The following is a 19,686-nucleotide window of genomic DNA, read 5'->3' as shown; positions in this document are numbered from 1 at the left end:
CCCGGGGCCGGTCCGGCGGGCGGCCGGTCAAGCGGGCGACCGGTCAGCTCATGGCGAGCAGCTCGCGCCGGTTCGCCACGCCCAGCTTGCCCAGCACGTTGCTCACATGGTTCTTGACCGTCTGCCGGGCCAGGTGCAGTTCGGCGGCGATCTCGTCGTTGGAGCGGCGCGCCAGCAGCAGGCCCAGCACCTCCTGCTCGCGGGCGGTCAGCCGTACGTCGAGCTGCGGCTCGTACGCCTGGAGCAGCGCCTGCGGCGGCCGGTCACCGCGGTCCGGGCCGAGGTACCAGGCGCCGCGGCCGGCGGCGAGCAGCTCCACGGAGTGCAGCAACTGCCCGGCGTCCGCGGACCGGTGCACGAAGCCGTCGGCGCCCGCGATCATGCAGCGGGCCATCAGCCCGGGATCGCTGGACGCGGAGAAGACCAGCACCGACACCGGCCGGGCGAGCGCCTTCACCTGCTCGCACAGCGCGATGCCGTCGCCGGGCGCGGTCAGGTCGGGGTTGGTGACGAGCAGGTCGGTACGCCGCTCGCGTATCCCGCGCAGCGCCGCACCGGCGTCGCCGACCTCCACCACGACGTCCGCGCTGCCCGACCGCCGCAGCAGCGCGGCCAGAGCGTTACGCGAAAGGGGGAACGGGTCGGCCACCACGACGGTGCGGTAGCGGGACAGCGGCGGCGGCACAGCCTCAGTGGACATGGGGTTTCCTCATCAGGGTGAGTGGTGCCCGGTCCGTCGGCGCCGGCGGACGCCCTTGGGTAGGGGAACGCTAACCCCGCCCGCCTGCCGCGGAAGGCCCCGCTGACCGTAAGAGGAACGTGACTTCTCCCTTCTGCGCAGTGCCCGATGCCTCGCCGGTGGGCGGCCGATCTCCCGCTGGTGGCATTTCCCGTATTGGCGGCGGACGCGTTTCCCCGCCGGACTCTTACCGCGGGTTGCCGGGCCACCTGTTGGCAAGAAGCGGGTCGGCTATGCTGGGCGCAGCTCAGCGTCGAAACAGGGGCATGCACGCCGGCCTTCATCGGACACGGGCAGGGGGAGCAGCGTGCACAACGAACAGACCGACCAGGGCTGCCCGGTCGGCGAAATCGCCGAGCAATTCACTGCCCGGATACCGGAGTTGGTGGCGGGTTACCGAGCCCGGCTGCTGGCGGTGAACAGTCCGCTCGCGTGCGACCAGGCCGCGTGGGAACAGTGCGAGTTACAGGCCCTGCGTATCCTCGGCGACTGCGCGGGAACACTCGCCCGGGGTACGGCCACGGTCACCGAGACCCACATCAGCGAGGTGCTGGACCTGGGCAGTGAACGGGTCCGGCAGGGCGTGCACCTGACCCACTCGGTGCGGGCCGGCATGATCCTGTCCGACCTGGCGCTCACCGCGCTGGAGGAGTGCGCGGCGGGCGCCCCCGCGCCGCTGCTGCTCCAGGCCGTGCGGGCCCTTCAGAACGGCGTCGGCCTGCGGCTGGAGTCCGGTTCGATCGGCTACGACTCCTTCCTGCTGCACCGGGTGCGGGAGATCCACGACCAGGACCACCGCCGGCTCGCCCGGGAGATCCACGACCAGATCGGCAACGCGCTGAGCCTCGCGGTCCGGAAGATCGAGCTCTACGAGGTCGAGCGCGAGCGCGCCGGCGAGCAGCTCTCCGGGCACGTCCGCCAGTCCAAGGACGCCCTGCTGGAGGCGATCGGCCGCAGCCGGGAACTCGTCACCGAACTGCGCCGGCCCGCCGTCATGGGCTCGCTGGAGACCGCGCTGAAAGGGTTCGCCGCCTCCCTCGGCGAGTCCGGCGCCCCGGTGCAGCTGTGGGTGCGCGGCCTGGACGAGTGGGTGCCGGCGCCGGTCGCCGAGGAGCTGTTCATCATGGTCCGCGAGTGCCTGCGCAACGCCTGGACGCACGCCGCGGCGCCCAACATCGTGGTGCACATCGACATCGCCCCGCACGAGATCCAGGCAGAAGTCATCGACAACGGCACCGGCTTCGACGTCGGTGCCGTGCGCTCCGGCGGCCGGACCAACGGGCTGCTCAGCCTCCAGGAACGGGCCGACCTGGTGGGCGGCACCCTGCACATCGACTCCGCCCCGGGCCTCGGCACCCGGGTCACCATCTGGGTCCCCATCCGTGAGGAGCAGGCAACTCCATGAGCACTGTCAGCGAGCCCGTCGGCGAGGACCCGATCCGCATCCTGGTCGCCGACGACCATGTGCTGCTGCGCGAGGCCCTGTGCGAACTGCTGGACACCGAGCCCGGGTTCGAGGTGGTCGCACAGGCCGGCAGCGGCACCGAGGCGGTGGCCCTGGCCGGCCGGCACCGGCCCGACGTGCTGCTGCTGGACATCGAGATGCCCGAGAACGACCCGCCGGAGACGGTACGCCGGCTCCTGGCCCAGCAGCCCGGGCTGCGGATCATCGTGCTGAGCATGTACGACGGGCAGCAGCTGGTGCAGAAGCTGCTCTCGCTCGGGGTGCGCGGCTATCTGCACAAGGGCGCCGAACGGCACACCCTGGTCTCCGCGATCCGGCAGTCCGCGGGCGGCCGGAACACCGTCACCATCTCCGTCTCCCCGGACAGCCTGCGCCCGGGCGCGGCCCCCCGGACCGGCCAGGAGGCGCTTTCCACACGGGAGTTGGAGGTCATCACGCTGGTCGCGGAGGCGCTGAGCAACCGGCAGATCGCCAGCCGCCTCGGCATCACCGAGGGCACCGTCAAGCGGCACCTGCGGAACATCTTCGCCAAGCTGGAGGCCGTCTCCCGGATCGACGCGGTCAACCGGGCCACGGCGCTGGCGCTGATCCCGCAGCGGGCCGCCGGAGCAGGGGCCGAGCCCACAGGCCGCCGCTGAGCTACGGCGGCCGCTTCCGTGACCTCTTCCGTGACCTCTTCCGCGACCACTACCGGCCGACGCAGTCCGCCGGGTCCAACCGCCGCCCGGTGACGTCGGGTTCCGCGTCGCACACCAGGAACTCCACGGCGGCGGCCAGCTCCTCGACCAGCTCGTCGACCTGCTTCTCGCCGGCCCGGCCACCCTCGCGCCGGGGCCGGTGCCCGGCCGGGGCCACGGTGACCGCCGACACCCCGAAGGGACCCAACTCCTCGGCGAGCAGCAGGGTGATGGCGTCCAGCCCGGCCCGGGAGACCAGTTCGGTGACATGCGGCGGCCGCGTGGACGGCGGCGGCACCACGTTCACGATCCGGCCCCGGCCGCTGTCCACCAGGTGGCGCTGCGCCGCCCGGCTGAGCAGCAGGGGTGCGCGCAGCCGGGCCCGGATCACCCCGTCCCAGTCCGACTCCTCCTCCAGCGGGCGCAACTGCCCCGCGGGCCGCACGTGCTGGGGAAGGTTGACCACCACGCTGGGCGGGCCCAGGGCTTCCACCACGCGCAGCACCGCGGCCTCCGCCTCGTGCAGGAAGCCGAGGTCGGCGCCGAACGCCCGTACCGACGCCCGGTGTTCGACCATCGCGTCGAGGGTGCCGACGCACCACGACTCCTTCAGGTCGATTGCCGCCACCGCGAACTGCCGTGCCGCCAGCCGCCGTACCACGGCGGCGCCGACGCCACGGCCGGCTCCGGTCACTATCGCCACGGGGTGGGGGGATGTCGACACAGGAATCTCCTTTTCCGGAAGCGCCGGCAGCCGTTCGCCCGTCCCGGCAGGGCTGCACCGGCCTGCGTGGTCCCACGCTATTCGACGGTGGAGCGCGCCGGGGCGGGGCTGCTCCGTAATCGGCGGGCCGATGCCCCGAAAGTGACATGCGCGCTGCCACCACAGCGGCACGCACCTGGTCCGGCAGCGGGTTCCCGGCCTGATCTCACCCGTCCTTCACCCGATCCGCACCCGGCCCTCACCTGGTCCGGACCTGCGGACATACCGCGGTTCCCGGTGCGGGCTACTCCTTTGGGCGAACTTCCCGTAACCCTTCCAGTGCGCCCGCGTGTGTCCCGGACGAGGAATATATTCGCCCCGGTTGCCCGCATAGTGTCCGAGCCATGCAGACGGATATCGCACTGACTCGAGCGGCTCGCCCGCAGCGAAACGGCGTGGCCGCATTCGCGAACCACGTGCACGGTTTTCTGCTCGAATCCCGGCCCGCCGTCCAGGTCGTATTCATGCTGCGCTTCTTCGCGGCGGCCGCGCTGTCCGGCGGGCCGGCGGACGGCCGGCTGTGGTGGGCCGCCGCGGCCTGGTCGCTGGCCACCATGGCCGTCTACGTCGTCAACGGCGTGATGGACGTGACCGAGGACCGGGCCAACGGCTCCAGCCGGCCGATCGCCCGCGGCGCGCTGCCCGCCCCGGTCGCCACCACGCTGGTCGCCGCCGCGTCGGTGCTGTCGCTGGCGCTCGCGGCCGCGGTCGACGCCCGGGTGCTGCTGCCGCTGGTGGCGCTGCACCTGGCGTGCGGCTACGCCTACTCGGGCCCGCCCTTCCACGGAAAGCGCCGCGGCAGCACCACCGCGCTGCTGGTGCTGGGGCTGGGCGTGCTCACCTACGCGGCCGGCTGGAGCGCGGGGGGCCGGCACGCGGGCCTGCCGGTGCTGCTGCTGGGCGCGGCCATGTCGCTGTGGATGGCGGGCGTGGGGGCGCTGGCGAAGGACCTCTCGGATGTCGCGGGCGACGCGCTCGGCGGCCGCCGGACCCCCGTCATCGTCTGGGGCGAGGTGCGCACCCGGGCACTGACCGCGGTGAACGCGGTCCTGATCGGTGCCGGCTTCCTCACGGCGAGCCTGCTGCGGGCCACCAGCCTGGTCCCGGTGGCGGCGGTGCTGCTGCTCGGCGGTGCGGCGGTGGCCGTCCTGGTCGCCACCACCCGCCACGGCGCGACCCGAGCGGTGCGCCGACTGCCCTACCGGGCCTTCATGTTCACCCAGTACGCGGTCCAGCTCCTGGTGCTGGCCCGCTTCCTCCTCGGCCAGGTCCACGGCTGATCCGGCCCCGGCCGCCCTGGGGCTCCCCGCCGACCGCGGGGAGCCCCACCGGCGCGCCCGGGGCCGCCGCGTCAAGGGGATACGGCCCCCCATCGGGCCGCTGACGGTGCCGCCGTCCCCCGCAGGAGCTACGCGGGAGTGCGCACTTCATGGTGACGATTCCGGCCCGCCCGCTCCGTAGCGTTCCGGTCAACCGCGGTGGACCCGCCGCGGTCGGGATCGGAGGGTGGCGTCGATGAAGCTGGTGTGGCAACTCGGGGCGGTGGCGGTGGTCGCCTTCGCCGGCGGGCAGGTCCTCGGTGCGGTGGAGGGGGCCTGGCCGGCCAGGTGCGCCGCCGGCGTCGCCACCGCGGTGCTCGCGGTGCTCGTCTACGGCTGGGTGGTGCGGCGGACCGAGCACCGGCCGTCACTGGAGGTCTCCCGGCAGGGCGCGGCCGGCGGGCTAGTCCGCGGCATGCTGATCGGCGCCGTGGCGTTCGGCCTGGTGATCACCGACATCGCGGGCATGGGCTACTACCACGTGCACGGCCGCGGCAGCGTGACCGGCGCCGTCGGCCTGTTCGGCTTCATGGCCGCGGCCGCCGCGACGGAGGAACTGATGTTCCGCGGTGTGCTGCTGCGGATCATCGAGGGCCGCTTCGGCACCTGGACGGCGCTGGTGGCCGTCAGCGCGGTGTTCGGCGCGCAGCACCTGACCAACGCCGACGCCACCGTGTGGGGCGCGGTCGCCATCGCGATCGAGGGCGGCGGGATGCTCGGCGCCGCCTACATAGCGACCCGCAAGCTGTGGGTGCCGATCGGCCTGCACTTCGCCTGGAACTTCGCCGAGTCCGGCGTCTTCAGCACCGAAGCCTCCGGCAACGGCGCGAGCAAGGGCCTGCTGGACTCCACCACGTCGTCCGGCCACGCGCTGGTCACCGGCGGCTCCTTCGGCCCCGAAGGCAGCCTGTACTCCGTGGTGTTCTGCTCGCTGGTGACGCTCGGCTTCCTGCTGCTGGCCCGCCGCCGCGGCCACGTCCTGCCCCCGCGCCGGCGCGTCGCCGCCGCCGTCCCGGCCGCCGCTACAGTCGCCCGGTGACCCAAGTCCCGATGCCGCAGCGGTGGCGGCGGGTCGGCGCTGCCACCTGGTACGTCCCGCTCGGGCCCGGCCTGCTCGCCGCGTCCCTGCTCGCCGAGCCGCACGGCCACGGGACGCAGCTCGGCGGCGTGGCCGACCGCCACTTCGGCGCCCTGGCGGTCGTCACGATCGCCCTGGAGTGCCTGCCGCTCGTCCTCAGCCGCCGGTGGCCCGTGCACTGCCTCGCGCTGGTCTCGGCGGGCTTCTGCGTCGACCAGCTGCGCGGCTACCACTCGGTGGCCGGCACCGCGCTGCCGCTGGCCCTGCTGCTCGCGGGATACCGCGTGGGAGGCCGACGTCGCCTGGTCGCAGCGGCGTTCACCGCCGGCTACGCGGCGCTGGCGGTGGCGCTGGCCCGGATCGCCGACGGCGAGTCCGCCAGCGGCTTCGTGGCGTTCTACCTCGCACTGGCCCTGGCCTGGGGCGCGGGCGCCTGGCTGCGCGCCAACCGGGCCGCGGAGGCCGAGCGCCGCCGCCGCGTCGCCGAGGACACCCGCAGCGCCGAACGCACCCGCATCGCCCGCGAGTTGCACGACGTGGTGACCCACCACGTCACGGCGATGGTCGTCCAGGCCGAAGCCGCGCGCTATCTGACCGCTGACCCGGACCGGCTCGACCAGGCCCTGTCGGCGGTCACCGACACCGGCCGGCTGGCGGCCGCCGACCTGCGGCACCTGTTGGACCTGCTGGACCCCTACCAGCCGGCCGGCGACCGCACCCCGGTCGTCGGGCGGCTGGCCACCCTCGTCGAGCAGACCCGACGGGCCGGCCAGCCGGTGGAGTTCACCGAGGAGGGCGCCCCGCCAGAACCGGCCGGCAGCTCCGACCTGGTCGCCTACCGCGTCGTCCAGGAAGCCCTCACCAACGCCCTCAAGTACGCCCACGGCAGCCGTACGTCGGTCCGCGTGCGGCACGCCGGGAAGGAGATCACCGTGGAGGTCGGCACCGACCCGGGGCCCGGCACCGCGCCGACCGCGGCCCGCGCCGCCGGGGCCGCCCGCGCCGCGGAACTCGGCGGCAGCGGCCGCGGCCTGGCCGGGCTGCGCGAACGCGTCGGCGTCCTGGGCGGCGAGTTCAGCGCCGGCCCCGGCCCCGACGGCCGCTTCGTCGTCCACGCGCGGATACCCGCCGGGAGCCCGTCGTGAGCGCCCCGATCCGCGTGCTGGTCTGCGACGACCAGATGCTGGTCCGCACCGGCCTGGTGACGATCATCGGCGCCCAGCCCGACCTGGAGGTCGTCGGCGAGTGCGGCGACGGCCGGACCGCCGTCGACCTCGCCGGGCGGCTGCGCCCCGACCTCGTCCTGATGGACGTGCGCATGCCGGTGCTCGACGGCATCGAGGCCACTCGGCAACTGGCCGGCGCGGGCGTCGCGCACCCCGTCAAGGTGCTCGTGGTGACCACCTTCAACCTCGACGAGTACGTCTACGAGGCGCTGCGCGCCGGTGCCAGTGGTTTCCTGCTCAAGGACGCCCCGCCGGCCCGGCTGCTCAGCGGCATCAGGACGGTCGCCTCCGGCGCGGCCCTCCTGGACCCGGAGGTGACCCGGCAGCTCGTCGGCCGCTACGCCGCCCGTATCCGCCCCGCCGACGGACCGGCCCCGCAGACGCCGCTCACGCCGCGGGAGACGGAGGTGCTGCGGCTGATCGCCGAGGGGCTGTCCAACAGCGAGATCGCCGCGGCCCTCACCATCAGCCAGGAGACCGTGAAGACGTTCGTCTCGCGCATCCTCGCCAAGCTGCACCTCCGCGACCGCGTCCAGGCCGTCGTCTACGCCTACCGCCAGGGCCTGGTGACCTGATTCCGCCCGCTGACCGCGTCCCCCGCCGGCGGGGGACGCGGTCAGCGGGCGGACGTGCCGCACCGGCCGAACAGCGCGAGCAGCCGGTCGGTGTCGGTGCACTGCGCCGGCGACGGCGGCCGGCCGGCGCCGAAGAGCCCCGCGCGTTCGACATCGCCCAGCACGACCGGGGCCAGCGCGAGCAGGGTGCTCGCGAGGTCCGCGGGCAGCGGCGCCGGCACACCGGTCGACGCGCCGATGTCCCAGGCGTGCACGGCCAGTTCGAACGCACCGGTCAGCGCGGTCAGCTCGACGTCCCGCCGCCCGCGCGGCGCCCGCCCGGCCACCGTGATCAGCTCCTCGACCGCCGACCCGGCCCGGACGCAGCCGACGTCCGTCCGGGAGACGGGCACGGGGCCGCCGTCGCCGAGGAGTTCGGCCAGCACCTCGGCCGAGTCCGCGACGTGCAGCACCAGCGTGCCCAGGTCCCAGGCGGAACACGGGGTGGGGCCGGCCGGATCGGCCCGCAGGGCCCCGTTCAGGCAGCCCCGCATGACGCGGGCGGACCGGACGAGGAGGTCGAGCGCGTGCGGTGCCCCGGTCATGGCCGCCGCGGCGGCAGCGTCAACGGCAGCCCGAAGCCCGGAAACAGCCCGTCCCCGAGGAACACGGTGATCCGCGCCACCAGCCCGTCGCGCGGCTCGACCACCTGGATGGCGTGCGCGGTGAACGTCCCGTCGTCCGCCTCGGTGTACGTCGCGACCGCCGGGTAGCCGTTCGCCGACGTCGCCAGGCCCCGGCGGGCCCGGCTGAACACCCGGCGGACATGGTGGTCGAGCACGGCCGCGCGGCCGCGGAACCAGACGGGGATCGGCGGCATCTCGTACTCCACGTCCGCCACGAGGAGTTCGGCCAGCGCCGCCACGTCCGCGGCCTCGAACGCCCGCAGGTAGCGGTGCAGCAGACCGGAGTCCAGGTCGGGCGGGGCGACCACCCGGTCCTGCACCGGCACGTCGACGGCCAGGGTCGCCCGTGCCCGCTGGAGCAGGCTGCGGACGACGGTGACGGTCACCCCCAGCGCCTCCGCCGCCTCCGCCGGGGTGTAGCCGACCACCTCGACCAGCAGCAGGGCGGCGCGCTGCCGCACCGGGAGCTTCTGGAAGGCGGCGACCAGCGCGAGCCGGGTGCTGTCCCGCAGTGCCACGACCGTGGCCGGGTCGTCCGCCCGCGCCGGCCCGGCGAGCGCGGACGTCGGCGCGGGCTCCAGCCACGAGACGTGGTCCAGGTGCGGGAGTTCGGCAGGACCGGCGTCGGGCACCCCGGTGCCGAGGCCGGAGGGGAGCACCCGGCGGTGGGTGCTGCCGAGCGCCGTGAGGCAGGTGTTGGTGGCGATGCGGTACAGCCAGGTCCGCAGCGAGGAGCGGCCGTTGAACTTCGGGTAGCCGCGCCAGGCCCGCAGCAGCGTCTCCTGGACCAGGTCCTCGGCGTCGTGCAGGGAGCCGACCATGCGGTAGCAGTGCGCGAGCAGCTCGCCCCGGTAGGGGTCGGCCAGTTCGGCGAAGGGGCCGCCGGTCGGCGTGTCGGCGTCACCTGACATCGAACTCCCCTTCCACGCCAGCAGACTTGGCCGCGGCGCCGTCGTGCGTCTCCGCGCCCGGCCCCGCTCCCGTACGGGAACCCGCACCCGCATCCGCATCCGTACCCGCACCCGTACGCTTCGCGCGTCCCGGCGCGAACAGGCCGGTCACCGCGCCGGCGAAGGCGAGGACCGCCGTCGTGGCGATCGCCGCGGTGAACCCGTCGGTGAAGTCCGCCGGGGAGCGGTCGCTGCCGTGTGCGGCGAACACCGCCGCGGCCACCGCGATGCCGAGCGCCCCGCCGACCTGCCGCACCGTGTTGAACGTGCCGGCCGCCTTCCCCATCGACGAGGGCGGCGCCGCGCTCATTACCGCGGTCTGCTGGGCCGGCATCGCCATGGAGGTGCCGACCCCGGAGGCCATCAGGGCCGCGGCCATCTCGCCGTACGGGCCGTGCCGGTGGGCCGCGACCGCCAGCCAGACCAGCCCGGCGCCCTGGAGCGCCAGCCCCGCCGAGATCAGCACCCGGGCACCGATCCGGTCCTGCAACCGGCCGGCGACGGGGGCGACGAAGAACAGCGGCACCGTCCACGGCAGGAACCGGACGCCCGCGCCGAGCGGCGAGTTGCCCAGGGCTACCTGGAGGAACTGGGCGAGGAAGAAGACGGTGGCGAACAGCGACGCGGTGAGCAGCAGCGCCGACAGGTTGCCGGCCGCGAACGAGCGGTTCCCGAACAGCCGCATGGGCAGCATCGGCCGGCGCGCCCGCAGTTCCCACCCGATACACGCCGCCAGCAGCACCGCGCCGCCGGTCAGGGTGCCCACCACCTCCGCTCCGGACCAGCCGGCCGCGCCGGAGCGGACCAGACCCCACACGATCGCGCACATCGACCCCGCGGCCAGCAGCAGGCCCAGCAGGTCGGGCCGGGTCGAACCGCCCTTCTCCTCGGTCAGCTTGGCCGACGCGACGACCAGGACGAGCGCGATCAGCGGGACGTTGATCCAGAAGATCCACTGCCAGGCAAGGCCCTGGGCCACCGCGCCGCCGACCAACGGACCGCCGACGACGGCCAGTCCGGTGACGGCGGCGTAGATCCCCATCACGGTGCCGCGCCGGTGGCCGGGCGTCGCCGCGGTGAGCAGCGCGAGCGAGGCGGGCAGGATCAGCGCCCCGCCGGCGCCCTGGACGACCCGGGCGGCGATCAGGGTCCCGACGTTCGGCGCGAGCGCGCAGGCCGCGGAGGCCAGCGCGAAGACGATCAGGCCGAGCAGATAGGCCCGTTTGCGGCCGATCCGGTCGCCGAGTTCCGCGCCGGGGATCATCAGCGCGGCGAAGCTGAGGCTGAACGCGTTGACCGTCCACTCCAGTCCGGCCATGGACGCGCCGAGGTCATGGCGGATCGTCTGGAGGGCGGTGGCGACGACGAGCTGGTCGAGGGCGACGATCAGGCTGGCCGCCGCCGTGGCGGCGAGTACCCAGCCCAGCGGCGCGGGCGGTCCCGGCCGCGCGGTGATGCTCATGGTGAGTGGTCCTTCCGGTAAAGGGGGCCTGGCGGTATCGACTCGCGGGGGCCGCCTCGTTCACCGGTCGGCGGGAGGACTCTTCGGGTTGCGGTCGGGTTGCGGACGGCTTCCCGGGCCCGCGACCGGTGAACCGCGCCCGCGGCCGGGGTCGAAGAAGGAGAGGACGCACACCGCCCCGGCATCCGGGCCGGCGCGGGAGACCCGACGGAGGCCGTTCATGAGCACGATCGCGATCATCAGGTACCAGGTACGGGCCGAGGCCGCCGAGGAGAACCAGCGGCTGGTGGAGAAGGTCTACGCCGAACTGGCCGCGGGCGAACCCGGCGGTCTGCGGTACGCGACCTTCCGGCTCGACGACGGCGTGACCTTCGTCCACGTCGCGCTCACCGAGGGCGCGGGCGACCCGCTGCGGACGGCGAGCGCCTTCCAGGAGTTCCAGCGCGGCATCGGCGACCGCGTCGTGCCCGGCACCCTCACCCGCGGCGAGGCCGCGCTCGTCGGCGCGTACCGCTTCCTCGGCGTGTGACGCGTGACGTGTGACGGGTCCGCCGCGGTGCGGGAGAACTCGCCGCGGAGGGAGGTGTGTTGCCCGTAGCGGCGGCCCGAGACGCTTTTCCCGGCCTTTTGGTTCCCCGGGGATTGCGGCGGAACGCGCACCTGGGAAGATCATGACGCGGGGCGCGGCGGGGGCCGTGCGAGGAAGCGCCCCGGCGGCCGTGCCGTTGGTGGCGTGCGGTCCGCCCGAGCCGTCAAGAGCGGGGAGCGATGGGGTCGTTGGAGGGCGCGCGCGGCGCGGACCGGATCGCACGGGCCGAACGGGCCCGCGAGGCGCAGCGAAGGCGGCACCCGCTCACCGCCGAACCCCCCGAGCGGTCCCGTACGGCGTACGCGTGCGCGGGGCTGGCCGGGCGGGCGCCGAACGGCGGCCGTGACGTCACCACCGTCGAACTCGCCCCCACCGCCCGGCGGTTCACCGCGCTCCTGCTCGATCTGCTGATCGCCGCGGCCTCGCTGGCGGTGCCCGGCGCGCTCGCCGCCGCGCTCCAGTACGCGGTCGACCGCCATGGCCAGGGCTGCTTCCTGCTCGCCTTCTGGCTGCTCGGCTTCGGCTGGCTGACCTGCTACGGCGCGGTGTTCGCCACCCTGTGCGGCGGCACCCCCGGCATGCTGCTCACCGGGCTGCGGCTGGCCCGGCTGTGGGACGGCCACACCCGCCCGACCTGGCGGCAGGCGGTACGGCGGGCCCGCGCCATGGCGACCCTGGGCTGGCTGGTCCCGGGGGTCAACGTGGTGGTCGTGCTCAGCCGGCTCGGCCACGTCCTGGCCCGGCGGCCGTACCACCACAGCACGTTCGACACCGCCGCGCGCACGGTCGTGGTCCGCCGCCCGCCCGGCCGCTGACCTCGGGCCTTCCCCCGGACGCCGACCCCGGGAACTCACCACCGCCGTTTTCCGTCTACAGTCCTGTAGTCAGACATGGCTGGTAGGACGGCGCCGCGCGGCGCCAGGAAGGCGGCGGCCTCGTGAAGCGGTCCCGACACGGCGGCGGTGGCGGCGCGGGCAGGACGGGGGCGGCCGTCGGCGCCGGGGCCGAACTGGCCCTGTCCAAGGTACCCGAGGCCACCGCGCTGTTCTGGCTGACCAAGGTGCTCACCACCGGAATGGGCGAGACCACCTCGGACTACCTCGGCCGCGTCCTGGGGCCGGTCGGCGCCGGGGCGATCGGGCTGTTCGGGCTGGCCGGCCTGCTGGCGCTCCAGTTCCGCGCCACCCGCTACTCGGCGTGGACGTACTGGTCGGCGATCGTCATGGTGAGCGTCTTCGGCACCATGGCCGCGGACGTCGTGCACGTGGTGGCGGGCGTGCCCTACGCGGTCTCGGCGGCCGCCTTCGCGGTGATCCTCGCGGCGCTGCTCACCGCCTGGTACCGCAGCGAGGGCACCTTGTCGATCCACAGCATCCGCACCCGGCGGCGCGAGACCTACTACTGGGCGACGGTGCTGGCCACGTTCGCGCTGGGCACCGCCGTCGGCGACCTCACCGCGGGCGGCCTGCACCTGGGCTACTTCTCCTCCGGCGTGCTGTTCGCCGCGCTGATCGCGGTGCCCGCCGCGGCCCGGTTCGGCTTCCGGGCCGACCCGGTCGCCACCTTCTGGACCGCCTACGTGCTGACCCGCCCGCTCGGCGCCTCCTTCGCCGACTGGATGGGCGCCTCCACCGCCCACGGCGGCCTCGGCTGGGGCACCGGCCCGGTCAGCGGTGTCCTCGGGCTGCTCATCGCGGCGCTCATCACGCTGCTGTCCCTCCGCTCGCCGCAGCGCAAAGGCGGCTCCCCGAGCCCCCGGCCGGGGGTACGGGAAACCGCCTTGCACTGACCGCCGGGGCGGGGTCAGGTCACAGCTCCGTGGCCGCCGCCGCTTCCGCCTCGGCCTGGGCCCGCGCCTGCGCGCCGGACAGCCGGCGCAGCGGGACCTCCTTGATCGTCAGCATCAGCAGGAACGCCAGCAGCGCGACCCCGGCGACGATGATGAACACCAGGTGCATCGAGTCGGCGAAGCCCTGCTTGAAGGGCGCCGCCAGCGCCGGGTCGAGGTGCTTGAGGAACGACGAGTCGGTGACCACCGACTTCGCGCTCTTCGGTGACAGCGCGTCCGGGTGCGCGGCGACCGCCTTCTGGAAGTCCGGGTGCGACTTGGCCTTGCCGAGCGCCGTGGTGATCTTCCCGCCGACCGTGCTGAACAGCACGGACAGGAAGATCGCGGTGCCCGCGGTGCCGCCGAGCTGCCGGAAGAACGTCGCCGACGCGGTCGCGGTGCCCATGTCCTGCGGCGGCACCGCGTTCTGCACCGACAGCACCAGCGTCTGCATGGTCAGGCCGAGCCCGGCGCCCATGAGCAGCATGAAGCCCATGGTCTCCGGCAGCGGGGTGTCCCACTGCACCTTGAAGTGGAAGAGCAGCATTGCCACGACCATCAGCGCGGTGCCGATCACCGGGAAGATCTTGTAGCGCCCGGTCCGCGACGTGGCCTGGCCGGTGCCGATCGAGGCGGCCATCATCCCGAGCATCAGCGGCAGCATCTCCAGGCCCGACCGGGTCGGGCTGGCGCCCTTCACGATCTGGAGGTACTGCGGGATCATCAGCAGCCCGCCGAACATCGCCATGCCGACGAGCAGGCTCAGCAGGCTGGTGCGGCTGAAGACGTTGTTGCGGAACAGCCGCATCGGGATCAGCGCCTCGTCGCCCATCCCGCGCTCGACGAAGATCCAGGCCACCACGCCGACGACGCCGATCACGTAGCAGAGCAGCGCGCGCGTCGACAGCCAGCCCCACGTCTCGCCCTGCTCGGCGATGAGCAGCAGCGGCACCAGGCCGACCACGATGGTCAGCGCGCCCCACCAGTCGATCCGGTGGTCCCGCCGGGTGTGCGGCACGTTGAGCACCCGGGCGACCACGAACAGCCCGATGATCCCTATCGGCACGTTGACCAGGAAGACCCAGCGCCAGCCGGCGATGCCCAGCACCGAGTTCTGCCCGGCGAGGAACCCGCCGATCAGCGGGCCGGCCACGCTGGAGGTGGCGAAGACCGCCAGGATGTACCCCTGGTAGCGGGCCCGTTCGCGCGGCGGCACGATGTCGCCGATGATCGCCAGCGCCAGCGACATCAGACCGCCGGCCCCGAGGCCCTGGAAGGCCCGGAAGACCGCCAGCTCGATCATCGAGGTGGAGAAGGTGCACAGCACCGAGCCGACGATGAAGATGCTGATCGCCGCGATGAAGTACGGCTTGCGGCCGTGTATGTCGGACAGCTTGCCGTACAGCGGCGTGGCGATGGTCGAGGTGATCAGGTAGGCGGTGGTGGTCCACGCCTGCTGGTTCAGCCCGTGCAGGTCGTCGGCGATGGTCCGGATCGCGGTGCTGACGATGGTCTGGTCGAGAGCGGCCAGGAACATGCCCAGCATCAGGCCGCTGAGGATGGTCAGGATCTGGCGGTGCGTCAGCCCGCCCGGCGCGGCGGCGGCCGCGGGCGCCGCCGGCTCCGGGGCCGCCCCTGACGGTGGTGAGGTCCGGCTGCTACTGCTCACGTGACGTTCTCCTGGATCTGACCCGGGATGCGGGCCCGGTGGCGGTGCTGAGGTCGGAGGGGGCGGCGGTGCCGCCCGGCGCGCCGGCGCCCTGCGCGGGGGCCGGCACGCGGTCGTGGCCCGGCGCGCACACGGGCCGTACGTACTGCTCGCCGAAGTCGTCGTTGAACCGGGCCAGCAGGCGGCCGAGTTCCCGGCGGTCCCGGGCGGGCCAGGCGGCGAGCGCCTCGGCCAGCTTCTGGTCGCGCTGCGCGCGGTAGCGCTGCACGGCGGCGAGCCCCTCCCCGGTCGGGGAGAGCAGGGCGCCGCGGCCGTCCTCGGGGTCGGGGCGCCGCTCGACCAGGCCCCGTTCGACCAGCGAACGGATCTGCCGGCTCACGGTGGACAGGTCGAGCAGGGTGTCGGCGGCCAGGTCGGTGGCCCGGCGCGGGCCGCCCTCGGCGAGCCGGCCCAGCAGCACCCGGTCGCCCCAGCCCTCGTCCCGGGCCCGCTGCTTCCAGGCGCCGATCAGCCGCGTCAGCCGCGCCATCTCGTCGCCGACGGCCGCGCTCTCCTGTATCACGTCGGAAGGGTCGGCCGCGTCCGTTTCGGTATCCGTCGCCCTCGCCCCCTGTTGTCCGATAAGTATTTGTTTGCCTTCAGCAACTTATATTAATTGCTGGGGGCAAGCAACTGAGTAAGCAGGGGCGTCCGGAAGCTACTCGATCGCGTCGTCCTGCGTCGTACTCACCCGGTGTACGCCCCTGAGCTCCGCGAGCGCCGACGCGAGCTCCACCACCGGCCGCGGGCCCTGCACGGTCAGGAACACCGTGACGGTCCCGCGCTGCTCCGGCTCGTGGTCGTGCTCGGCGGACAGGTCGACGACGTTGAAACCCATGTTCGTACAGGACTCCAGCGCGGTCCGCAGCACCCCGCGGCCGTCCTCGTAGTCCAGCCGCAGCCACGCGGGGGAGCGGGTCGAACCGGGGATGCGGGCGGCCAGCGGCGCGAAGCCGAGCACGATCACGAAGTGCGCGGCGGCCACCACCAGCGCCAGCACCGGCAGCCCCGCGCCCGCCGCCATGCCGATCGCGGCCGTCATCCACACCACCGCCGCCGTGGTCAGCCCGCGCACCACGTCCTGCCGGACGAAGATCAGCCCGCCGCCGATGAAGCCGATCCCGGAGACGATCTGCGCCGCCACCCGCGAGGGGTCCAGCACGGTGTGGCCGCCGAGCACGTCGCCGAAACCGTACTTCGACACCAGCATGATCAACGCCGAACCGAGCCCGACGAGCGTGTGCGTCCGCATCCCCGCGCTCTTCTGACGCACCTCGCGTTCGAGGCCGATCGCCGCCGACAGGACGAACGCGAGCCCCAACTCCCCGATCTGCGGCCAGCCCTGGCCGGCCGCTTCACCCCACATCGCCACATTCATCCCGTCACTGTAGTAACTGCCGCCGCGGCAACGGCATCCCCGCGCCCGAACATTCAATCGGCCGGCGCCTCCCGGACCACGTCCGCCGGGTCCTTGTCGTCCCGCAGCCCCAGGAAGCGGGGATGGCGCAGCATCCCGTCCCCGGTCCACTCGGTGAAGGCCACCTGCGCCACGAGCACCGGCTCCGCCCAGTGCGCAGCCCGCTCGCGCACCGGGTCGGCGAACGGCGACGACGGCCGGGCCAGCGCCTCCAGCCGCGCCCGCAACTCCCGCAGCAGGCGGTCGCGGTAGCCGGTGCCGACCTTGCCCGCGTAGCGCAGCGCGCCGCCCGCGCCGCTGTCGTTGTCGTGGTAGCCCACCAGCAGCGCGCCGAAGCCGATCCGCGAGCCCGACGGCTCGGTGAAGCCGCCCACCACGAACTCCTGCCCGGCCAGGCACTTCAGCTTCAGCCAGTCGTGCGAGCGGCGCGGCTGGTACGCGGCGTCCGCGCGCTTGGCGATCAGCCCCTCCCAGCCCCGCGCGCAGGCGTCCGCGAGCAGCGCCGGGGTGTCGCCGTCGTAGTTGCGGTGCGCGGTGTACCGCAGCGGGCCGCCGAACTCCAACGCGTCCCGCAGCAGCGCCTTCCGGGTCCGCTGCGGCACCCGGGTGGTGTCCCAGCCGGCCAGCGCCGGCAGGTCGAAGACGTAGTAGTGGACCGCCACCGGGCTGGCGCGCACCGCCCGCGGGTCGGTCAGCCCCATCCGCTGCTGGAGCCGCGCGAAGTCCGTGCGGCCCGCCCGCAGCGCCACCACCTCGCCGTCCACCGTGAACTCCGCGCAGGGCTGCGCCGCCAGCGCCGCCACCACCTCGGGGTACGTCGCTCCCAGGTCCCGCCCGGTGCGCGACAGCAGCCGCACCCCGTCCGCGTCCCTTACGGCCAGCACCCGCACCCCGTCGAGCTTCCGCTCGAACAGCCAGCGGTCGTCGAACGAACGGCGGTTGCTCGGGGTGGCGAGCATCGGCGCGGGCGGCACCCCGGCCCGCGCCGGGTCGGCCGGGCGCAACAGGTGCGCGGGCACCGCCGCGGCGGACGGGACGGGGCCGGCGCCCCTGGCGGCGGGGGTCAACGGTCCGAGTGCCAGGTCGGGCCGCCCGCCTCGGCGACCTGCGCGAGGGTGCGGCCGGTCCGCGTGCTGCGGGCCAGGTGCGGGTCGGGGGTGCCGCGGCGCCGGGCGCGGCGCACGTCCTCCTCCGCCGCCCTGACCAGCAGCCACGCCTCGCCCTTGGCGTGCCCGCTGTCGTCCTCGGTGCCGGGCTCGCCGGACCGGAAGCGGGTCAGCGACCAGCGGCCGCGCAGCTTTCCGCCGACCAGCCGGAAGGAGGCGTGGCCGCGGGCCAGCGCCTCGGCGAAGGGGATCTCGCGGCCGGACCGGTCGGTGCTGGCGTTGCGGTAGCCGCCCGTGTCCCAGACGATCACGGTCCCGCCGCCGTACTCGCCCGCCTCGATGACCCCCTCGAAGTCGCGGTACTCCATGGGGTGGTCCTCCGTCGGCACCGCGAGCCGCTTGTCCCGCGGGTCGGTCGAGGGCCCCTTGGGCACCGCCCACGACTTGAGCACGCCGTCGACCTCCAGCCGGAAGTCGAAGTGGGTGCGGGTCGCGTCATGGATCTGAACGACGTAGGCGGGGCCGCCGCCGGCGGGAGTGCCGCCGCCGCGTGGCTCGGCCGTACGGGCGAAGTCGCGCTTGCGGCGATAGGTGGCGAGGCGGTCGCGGCGGCGGTCGCCGCGGGTAGCCCGGCGGTCGGTGGTCACGGCGCCTCCTCGCGGGTGCGGCTCGGTGCTGCCTTCCTGTCGGCTGACCACTCGTACGGCGGACAAACCTCGCCTTGACATGGGTAGACCTGTCTGTCTAGTCTCAGAACAAGCTACTAGACAGGTCTGTTCAGTTCCCCGAGGGATTCACAAGGGAGAAGCCATGTCCGTCCCCCCGGCCAGTGAGGCAGCCACCCGGAGGAGGAGTGCGCCGACGCCTGCGGCGCCGGGTGCCGCGCCAGGTGCGGCGGCCGGCGGTGGGCGGCATCTCGGACCCACCGCCGCGCTGGTTTTGCTCGCGTCGATCATCATCTCGCTGCTCGCCGCCTCCAGCGCCCCCACCCCGCTCTATGCGGTGTACCAAGGCGAGTGGGGCTTCTCGCCGATCACCACCACCGTCGTCTTCGGCGTCTACGCGGTCGCGGTGCTGGTGTCCCTGCTGATCTTCGGAAAGATCTCCGACCACATAGGGCGCAAGCCCGTGCTGTTCGTCGCGCTCGCCGCGCAGGCCGTCGCCATGGTGGTGTTCGCCACCGCGGGCGGGGTCGGCGTGCTGATGGCGGGCCGGGTGGTCCAGGGCGTCGCGACGGGTGCCGCGCTCGGCGCGATAGGCGCCGGTCTGCTCGACATCGACCGGATCAAGGGCTCGGTCGCCAACTCCTTCGCGCCCCCGATCGGGACCGCGGTCGGCGCGCTGGCCTCCGGGCTGGTGGTGCGGTTCCTGCCCGCGCCCACCCACCTCGTCTACTACCTGCTGCTCGGCATCTTCGCGCTCCAGGCGCTGGGCGTGGCGGCGCTCCGGGAGCCGGTGACCCGCAAGCACGGCGCGCTGTCCAGCATGGTGCCGGAGATCAAGCTGCCGCGCTCCGCGCGCAGTGCGATCGCCGTCGCCGCGCCCGTGCTCTTCGCGGTCTGGTCGCTCGCGGGCTTCTACGGCTCGCTCGGCCCGGCGATCACCAGCCGCCTGGTGCACTCCGACTCGGTGGTCTACGGCGGGCTGGGGCTGTTCGTGCTGGCCGGGGCCGCCGCCCTGTCCGTGCCGCTGCTGCGGGAGACCGCGAGCCGCACCGTGATGGTGGCCGGCGTGATCGCGCTGATCGTCGGGGTGGCCGTGACCGTGCTGTCCATAGGCTCGGGCGGGGGCGGCGCCGGTGCGGTGACCGGCTTCTTCGTGGGCAGCGCGGTGGCCGGGTTCGGCTTCGGCGCCGGGTTCCAGGGCGGTATCCGCCTGGTCGTCCCGCTGGTGGAGCCGCACGAACGGGCCGGGGTGCTCTCGCTGCTGTATGTGGTCTCCTACCTCGGCATGGGGGTGCCCGCGGTGATCGCCGGTGTGCTGGTGGTCCATGGCGGCGGTCTGCTCGACACCGTCCGGGAGTACGGCGCCGCGGTGATCGTGCTGGCCGCGGCGGCGCTCGCCGCCCTGCTGTTCGGCCGCCGCACTCCGCAGGCGGTCCGCGAGAGCTGACCCGGCG

The 19,686-nt window shown here is 74.0% G+C and carries 20 protein-coding genes; 10 read left to right on the top strand and 10 right to left on the bottom strand.

The annotated features are described in order from the left end of the window. Positions 1-43 precede the first annotated feature (43 nt). Positions 44-700, bottom strand: a complete 657-nt coding sequence (locus AC3ERT_RS24555; RefSeq protein WP_335970544.1) for a LuxR C-terminal-related transcriptional regulator — start codon at positions 698-700, stop codon at positions 44-46. A gap of 346 nt (positions 701-1,046) precedes the next feature. Here AC3ERT_RS24555 and AC3ERT_RS24550 point away from each other — a divergent pair, with 346 nt between their 5' ends. Together AC3ERT_RS24550 and AC3ERT_RS24545 are read left to right on the top strand one after the other, a co-directional pair. Further along, on the top strand, positions 1,047-2,144 hold the full coding sequence (locus tag AC3ERT_RS24550; protein ID WP_335970545.1) for a sensor histidine kinase: 1,098 nt from the start codon (positions 1,047-1,049) through the stop codon (positions 2,142-2,144). Next, positions 2,141-2,842 carry a response regulator gene (locus AC3ERT_RS24545; protein ID WP_335970547.1) on the top strand — a complete coding sequence of 234 codons (702 nt, stop codon included), beginning with the start codon at positions 2,141-2,143 and terminating at the stop codon, positions 2,840-2,842. The genes AC3ERT_RS24550 and AC3ERT_RS24545 overlap by 4 nt, the downstream gene beginning before the upstream one ends. Before the next feature lie 49 nt (positions 2,843-2,891). Here the strand turns inward: AC3ERT_RS24545 and AC3ERT_RS24540 are convergent, their stop codons facing one another. Then, positions 2,892-3,605: an SDR family NAD(P)-dependent oxidoreductase gene (locus AC3ERT_RS24540; RefSeq protein WP_435176833.1), complete on the bottom strand. Its 714-nt coding sequence runs from the start codon at positions 3,603-3,605 to the stop codon at positions 2,892-2,894. 434 nt (positions 3,606-4,039) lie between these two features. Between AC3ERT_RS24540 and AC3ERT_RS24535 the strand changes: the two genes are divergently transcribed. The 4 genes from AC3ERT_RS24535 (at position 4,040) to AC3ERT_RS24520 (ending at position 7,842) form a co-directional block, all read left to right on the top strand. Further along, positions 4,040-4,924, top strand: a complete 885-nt coding sequence (locus AC3ERT_RS24535) for a UbiA prenyltransferase family protein (protein ID WP_435128582.1) — start codon at positions 4,040-4,042, stop codon at positions 4,922-4,924. Between the two features lie 235 nt (positions 4,925-5,159). Then, on the top strand, positions 5,160-6,002 hold the full coding sequence (locus tag AC3ERT_RS24530) for a CPBP family intramembrane glutamic endopeptidase (RefSeq protein ID WP_435128579.1): 843 nt from the start codon (positions 5,160-5,162) through the stop codon (positions 6,000-6,002). Positions 6,003-6,013: 11 nt separating this feature from the next. Beyond that, complete coding sequence (locus tag AC3ERT_RS24525) at positions 6,014-7,186, top strand: sensor histidine kinase (RefSeq protein WP_435176839.1); 1,173 nt, start codon at positions 6,014-6,016, stop codon at positions 7,184-7,186. Then, positions 7,183-7,842 (top strand): response regulator, encoded by a 660-nt coding sequence (locus AC3ERT_RS24520; protein ID WP_435128576.1) that lies wholly within the window; start codon positions 7,183-7,185, stop codon positions 7,840-7,842. Before AC3ERT_RS24525 ends, AC3ERT_RS24520 begins: the two co-directional genes overlap by 4 nt. 41 nt (positions 7,843-7,883) lie before the next feature. Here the strand turns inward: AC3ERT_RS24520 and AC3ERT_RS24515 are convergent, their stop codons facing one another. From AC3ERT_RS24515 to AC3ERT_RS24505, 3 genes are read right to left on the bottom strand one after another with little or no spacing between them, the layout of a single operon-like run. Further along, a complete protein-coding gene (locus AC3ERT_RS24515) occupies positions 7,884-8,426 on the bottom strand; it encodes a maleylpyruvate isomerase N-terminal domain-containing protein (RefSeq protein ID WP_435128573.1) in 543 nt (180 codons plus the stop codon). Then, positions 8,423-9,418, bottom strand: a complete 996-nt coding sequence (locus tag AC3ERT_RS24510; protein WP_435176831.1) for an RNA polymerase subunit sigma-70 — start codon at positions 9,416-9,418, stop codon at positions 8,423-8,425. Before AC3ERT_RS24510 ends, AC3ERT_RS24515 begins: the two co-directional genes overlap by 4 nt. Next, positions 9,408-10,919 (bottom strand): MFS transporter, encoded by a 1,512-nt coding sequence (locus AC3ERT_RS24505; RefSeq protein WP_435176829.1) that lies wholly within the window; start codon positions 10,917-10,919, stop codon positions 9,408-9,410. Before AC3ERT_RS24505 ends, AC3ERT_RS24510 begins: the two co-directional genes overlap by 11 nt. 220 nt (positions 10,920-11,139) lie before the next feature. Between AC3ERT_RS24505 and AC3ERT_RS24500 the strand changes: the two genes are divergently transcribed. The 3 genes from AC3ERT_RS24500 (at position 11,140) to AC3ERT_RS24490 (ending at position 13,297) form a co-directional block, all read left to right on the top strand. Continuing rightward, on the top strand, positions 11,140-11,448 hold the full coding sequence (locus AC3ERT_RS24500; protein ID WP_335970561.1) for a hypothetical protein: 309 nt from the start codon (positions 11,140-11,142) through the stop codon (positions 11,446-11,448). A 239-nt stretch (positions 11,449-11,687) separates the two neighbouring features. After that, the gene (locus tag AC3ERT_RS24495; RefSeq protein ID WP_335970564.1) at positions 11,688-12,323 is read left to right on the top strand and encodes an RDD family protein; all 636 of its coding nucleotides are present in this window, start codon (positions 11,688-11,690) and stop codon (positions 12,321-12,323) included. 122 nt (positions 12,324-12,445) lie between these two features. Continuing rightward, on the top strand, positions 12,446-13,297 hold the full coding sequence (locus AC3ERT_RS24490; protein ID WP_435176827.1) for a COG4705 family protein: 852 nt from the start codon (positions 12,446-12,448) through the stop codon (positions 13,295-13,297). A 19-nt stretch (positions 13,298-13,316) separates the two neighbouring features. Here the strand turns inward: AC3ERT_RS24490 and AC3ERT_RS24485 are convergent, their stop codons facing one another. The 5 genes from AC3ERT_RS24485 to AC3ERT_RS24465 all read right to left on the bottom strand — a co-directional run bounded on the left by AC3ERT_RS24485 (position 13,317) and on the right by AC3ERT_RS24465 (position 18,214). Further along, positions 13,317-15,005 carry an MDR family MFS transporter gene (locus AC3ERT_RS24485; protein WP_435128560.1) on the bottom strand — a complete coding sequence of 563 codons (1,689 nt, stop codon included), beginning with the start codon at positions 15,003-15,005 and terminating at the stop codon, positions 13,317-13,319. After that, complete coding sequence (locus AC3ERT_RS24480; protein WP_335970566.1) at positions 14,995-15,567, bottom strand: MarR family winged helix-turn-helix transcriptional regulator; 573 nt, start codon at positions 15,565-15,567, stop codon at positions 14,995-14,997. Before AC3ERT_RS24480 ends, AC3ERT_RS24485 begins: the two co-directional genes overlap by 11 nt. 135 nt (positions 15,568-15,702) lie before the next feature. Continuing rightward, the gene (locus AC3ERT_RS24475) at positions 15,703-16,422 is read right to left on the bottom strand and encodes an MgtC/SapB family protein (RefSeq protein WP_335970568.1); all 720 of its coding nucleotides are present in this window, start codon (positions 16,420-16,422) and stop codon (positions 15,703-15,705) included. A 53-nt stretch (positions 16,423-16,475) separates the two neighbouring features. Then, positions 16,476-17,420, bottom strand: a complete 945-nt coding sequence (ligD, locus tag AC3ERT_RS24470) for a non-homologous end-joining DNA ligase (RefSeq protein ID WP_435128883.1) — start codon at positions 17,418-17,420, stop codon at positions 16,476-16,478. Positions 17,421-17,524: 104 nt separating this feature from the next. Beyond that, on the bottom strand, positions 17,525-18,214 hold the full coding sequence (locus AC3ERT_RS24465; protein WP_435176825.1) for a DNA polymerase ligase N-terminal domain-containing protein: 690 nt from the start codon (positions 18,212-18,214) through the stop codon (positions 17,525-17,527). 292 nt (positions 18,215-18,506) lie between these two features. Between AC3ERT_RS24465 and AC3ERT_RS24460 the strand changes: the two genes are divergently transcribed. After that, positions 18,507-19,679, top strand: a complete 1,173-nt coding sequence (locus AC3ERT_RS24460; RefSeq protein WP_435176823.1) for an MFS transporter — start codon at positions 18,507-18,509, stop codon at positions 19,677-19,679. The last annotated feature ends 7 nt before the right edge of the window (positions 19,680-19,686 follow it).

This window comes from Actinacidiphila sp. bgisy145 (genome assembly GCF_057708125.1).
Note: the sequence above shows the minus strand (reverse complement) of the source record. Positions and strands in the feature narration are given on the sequence as shown.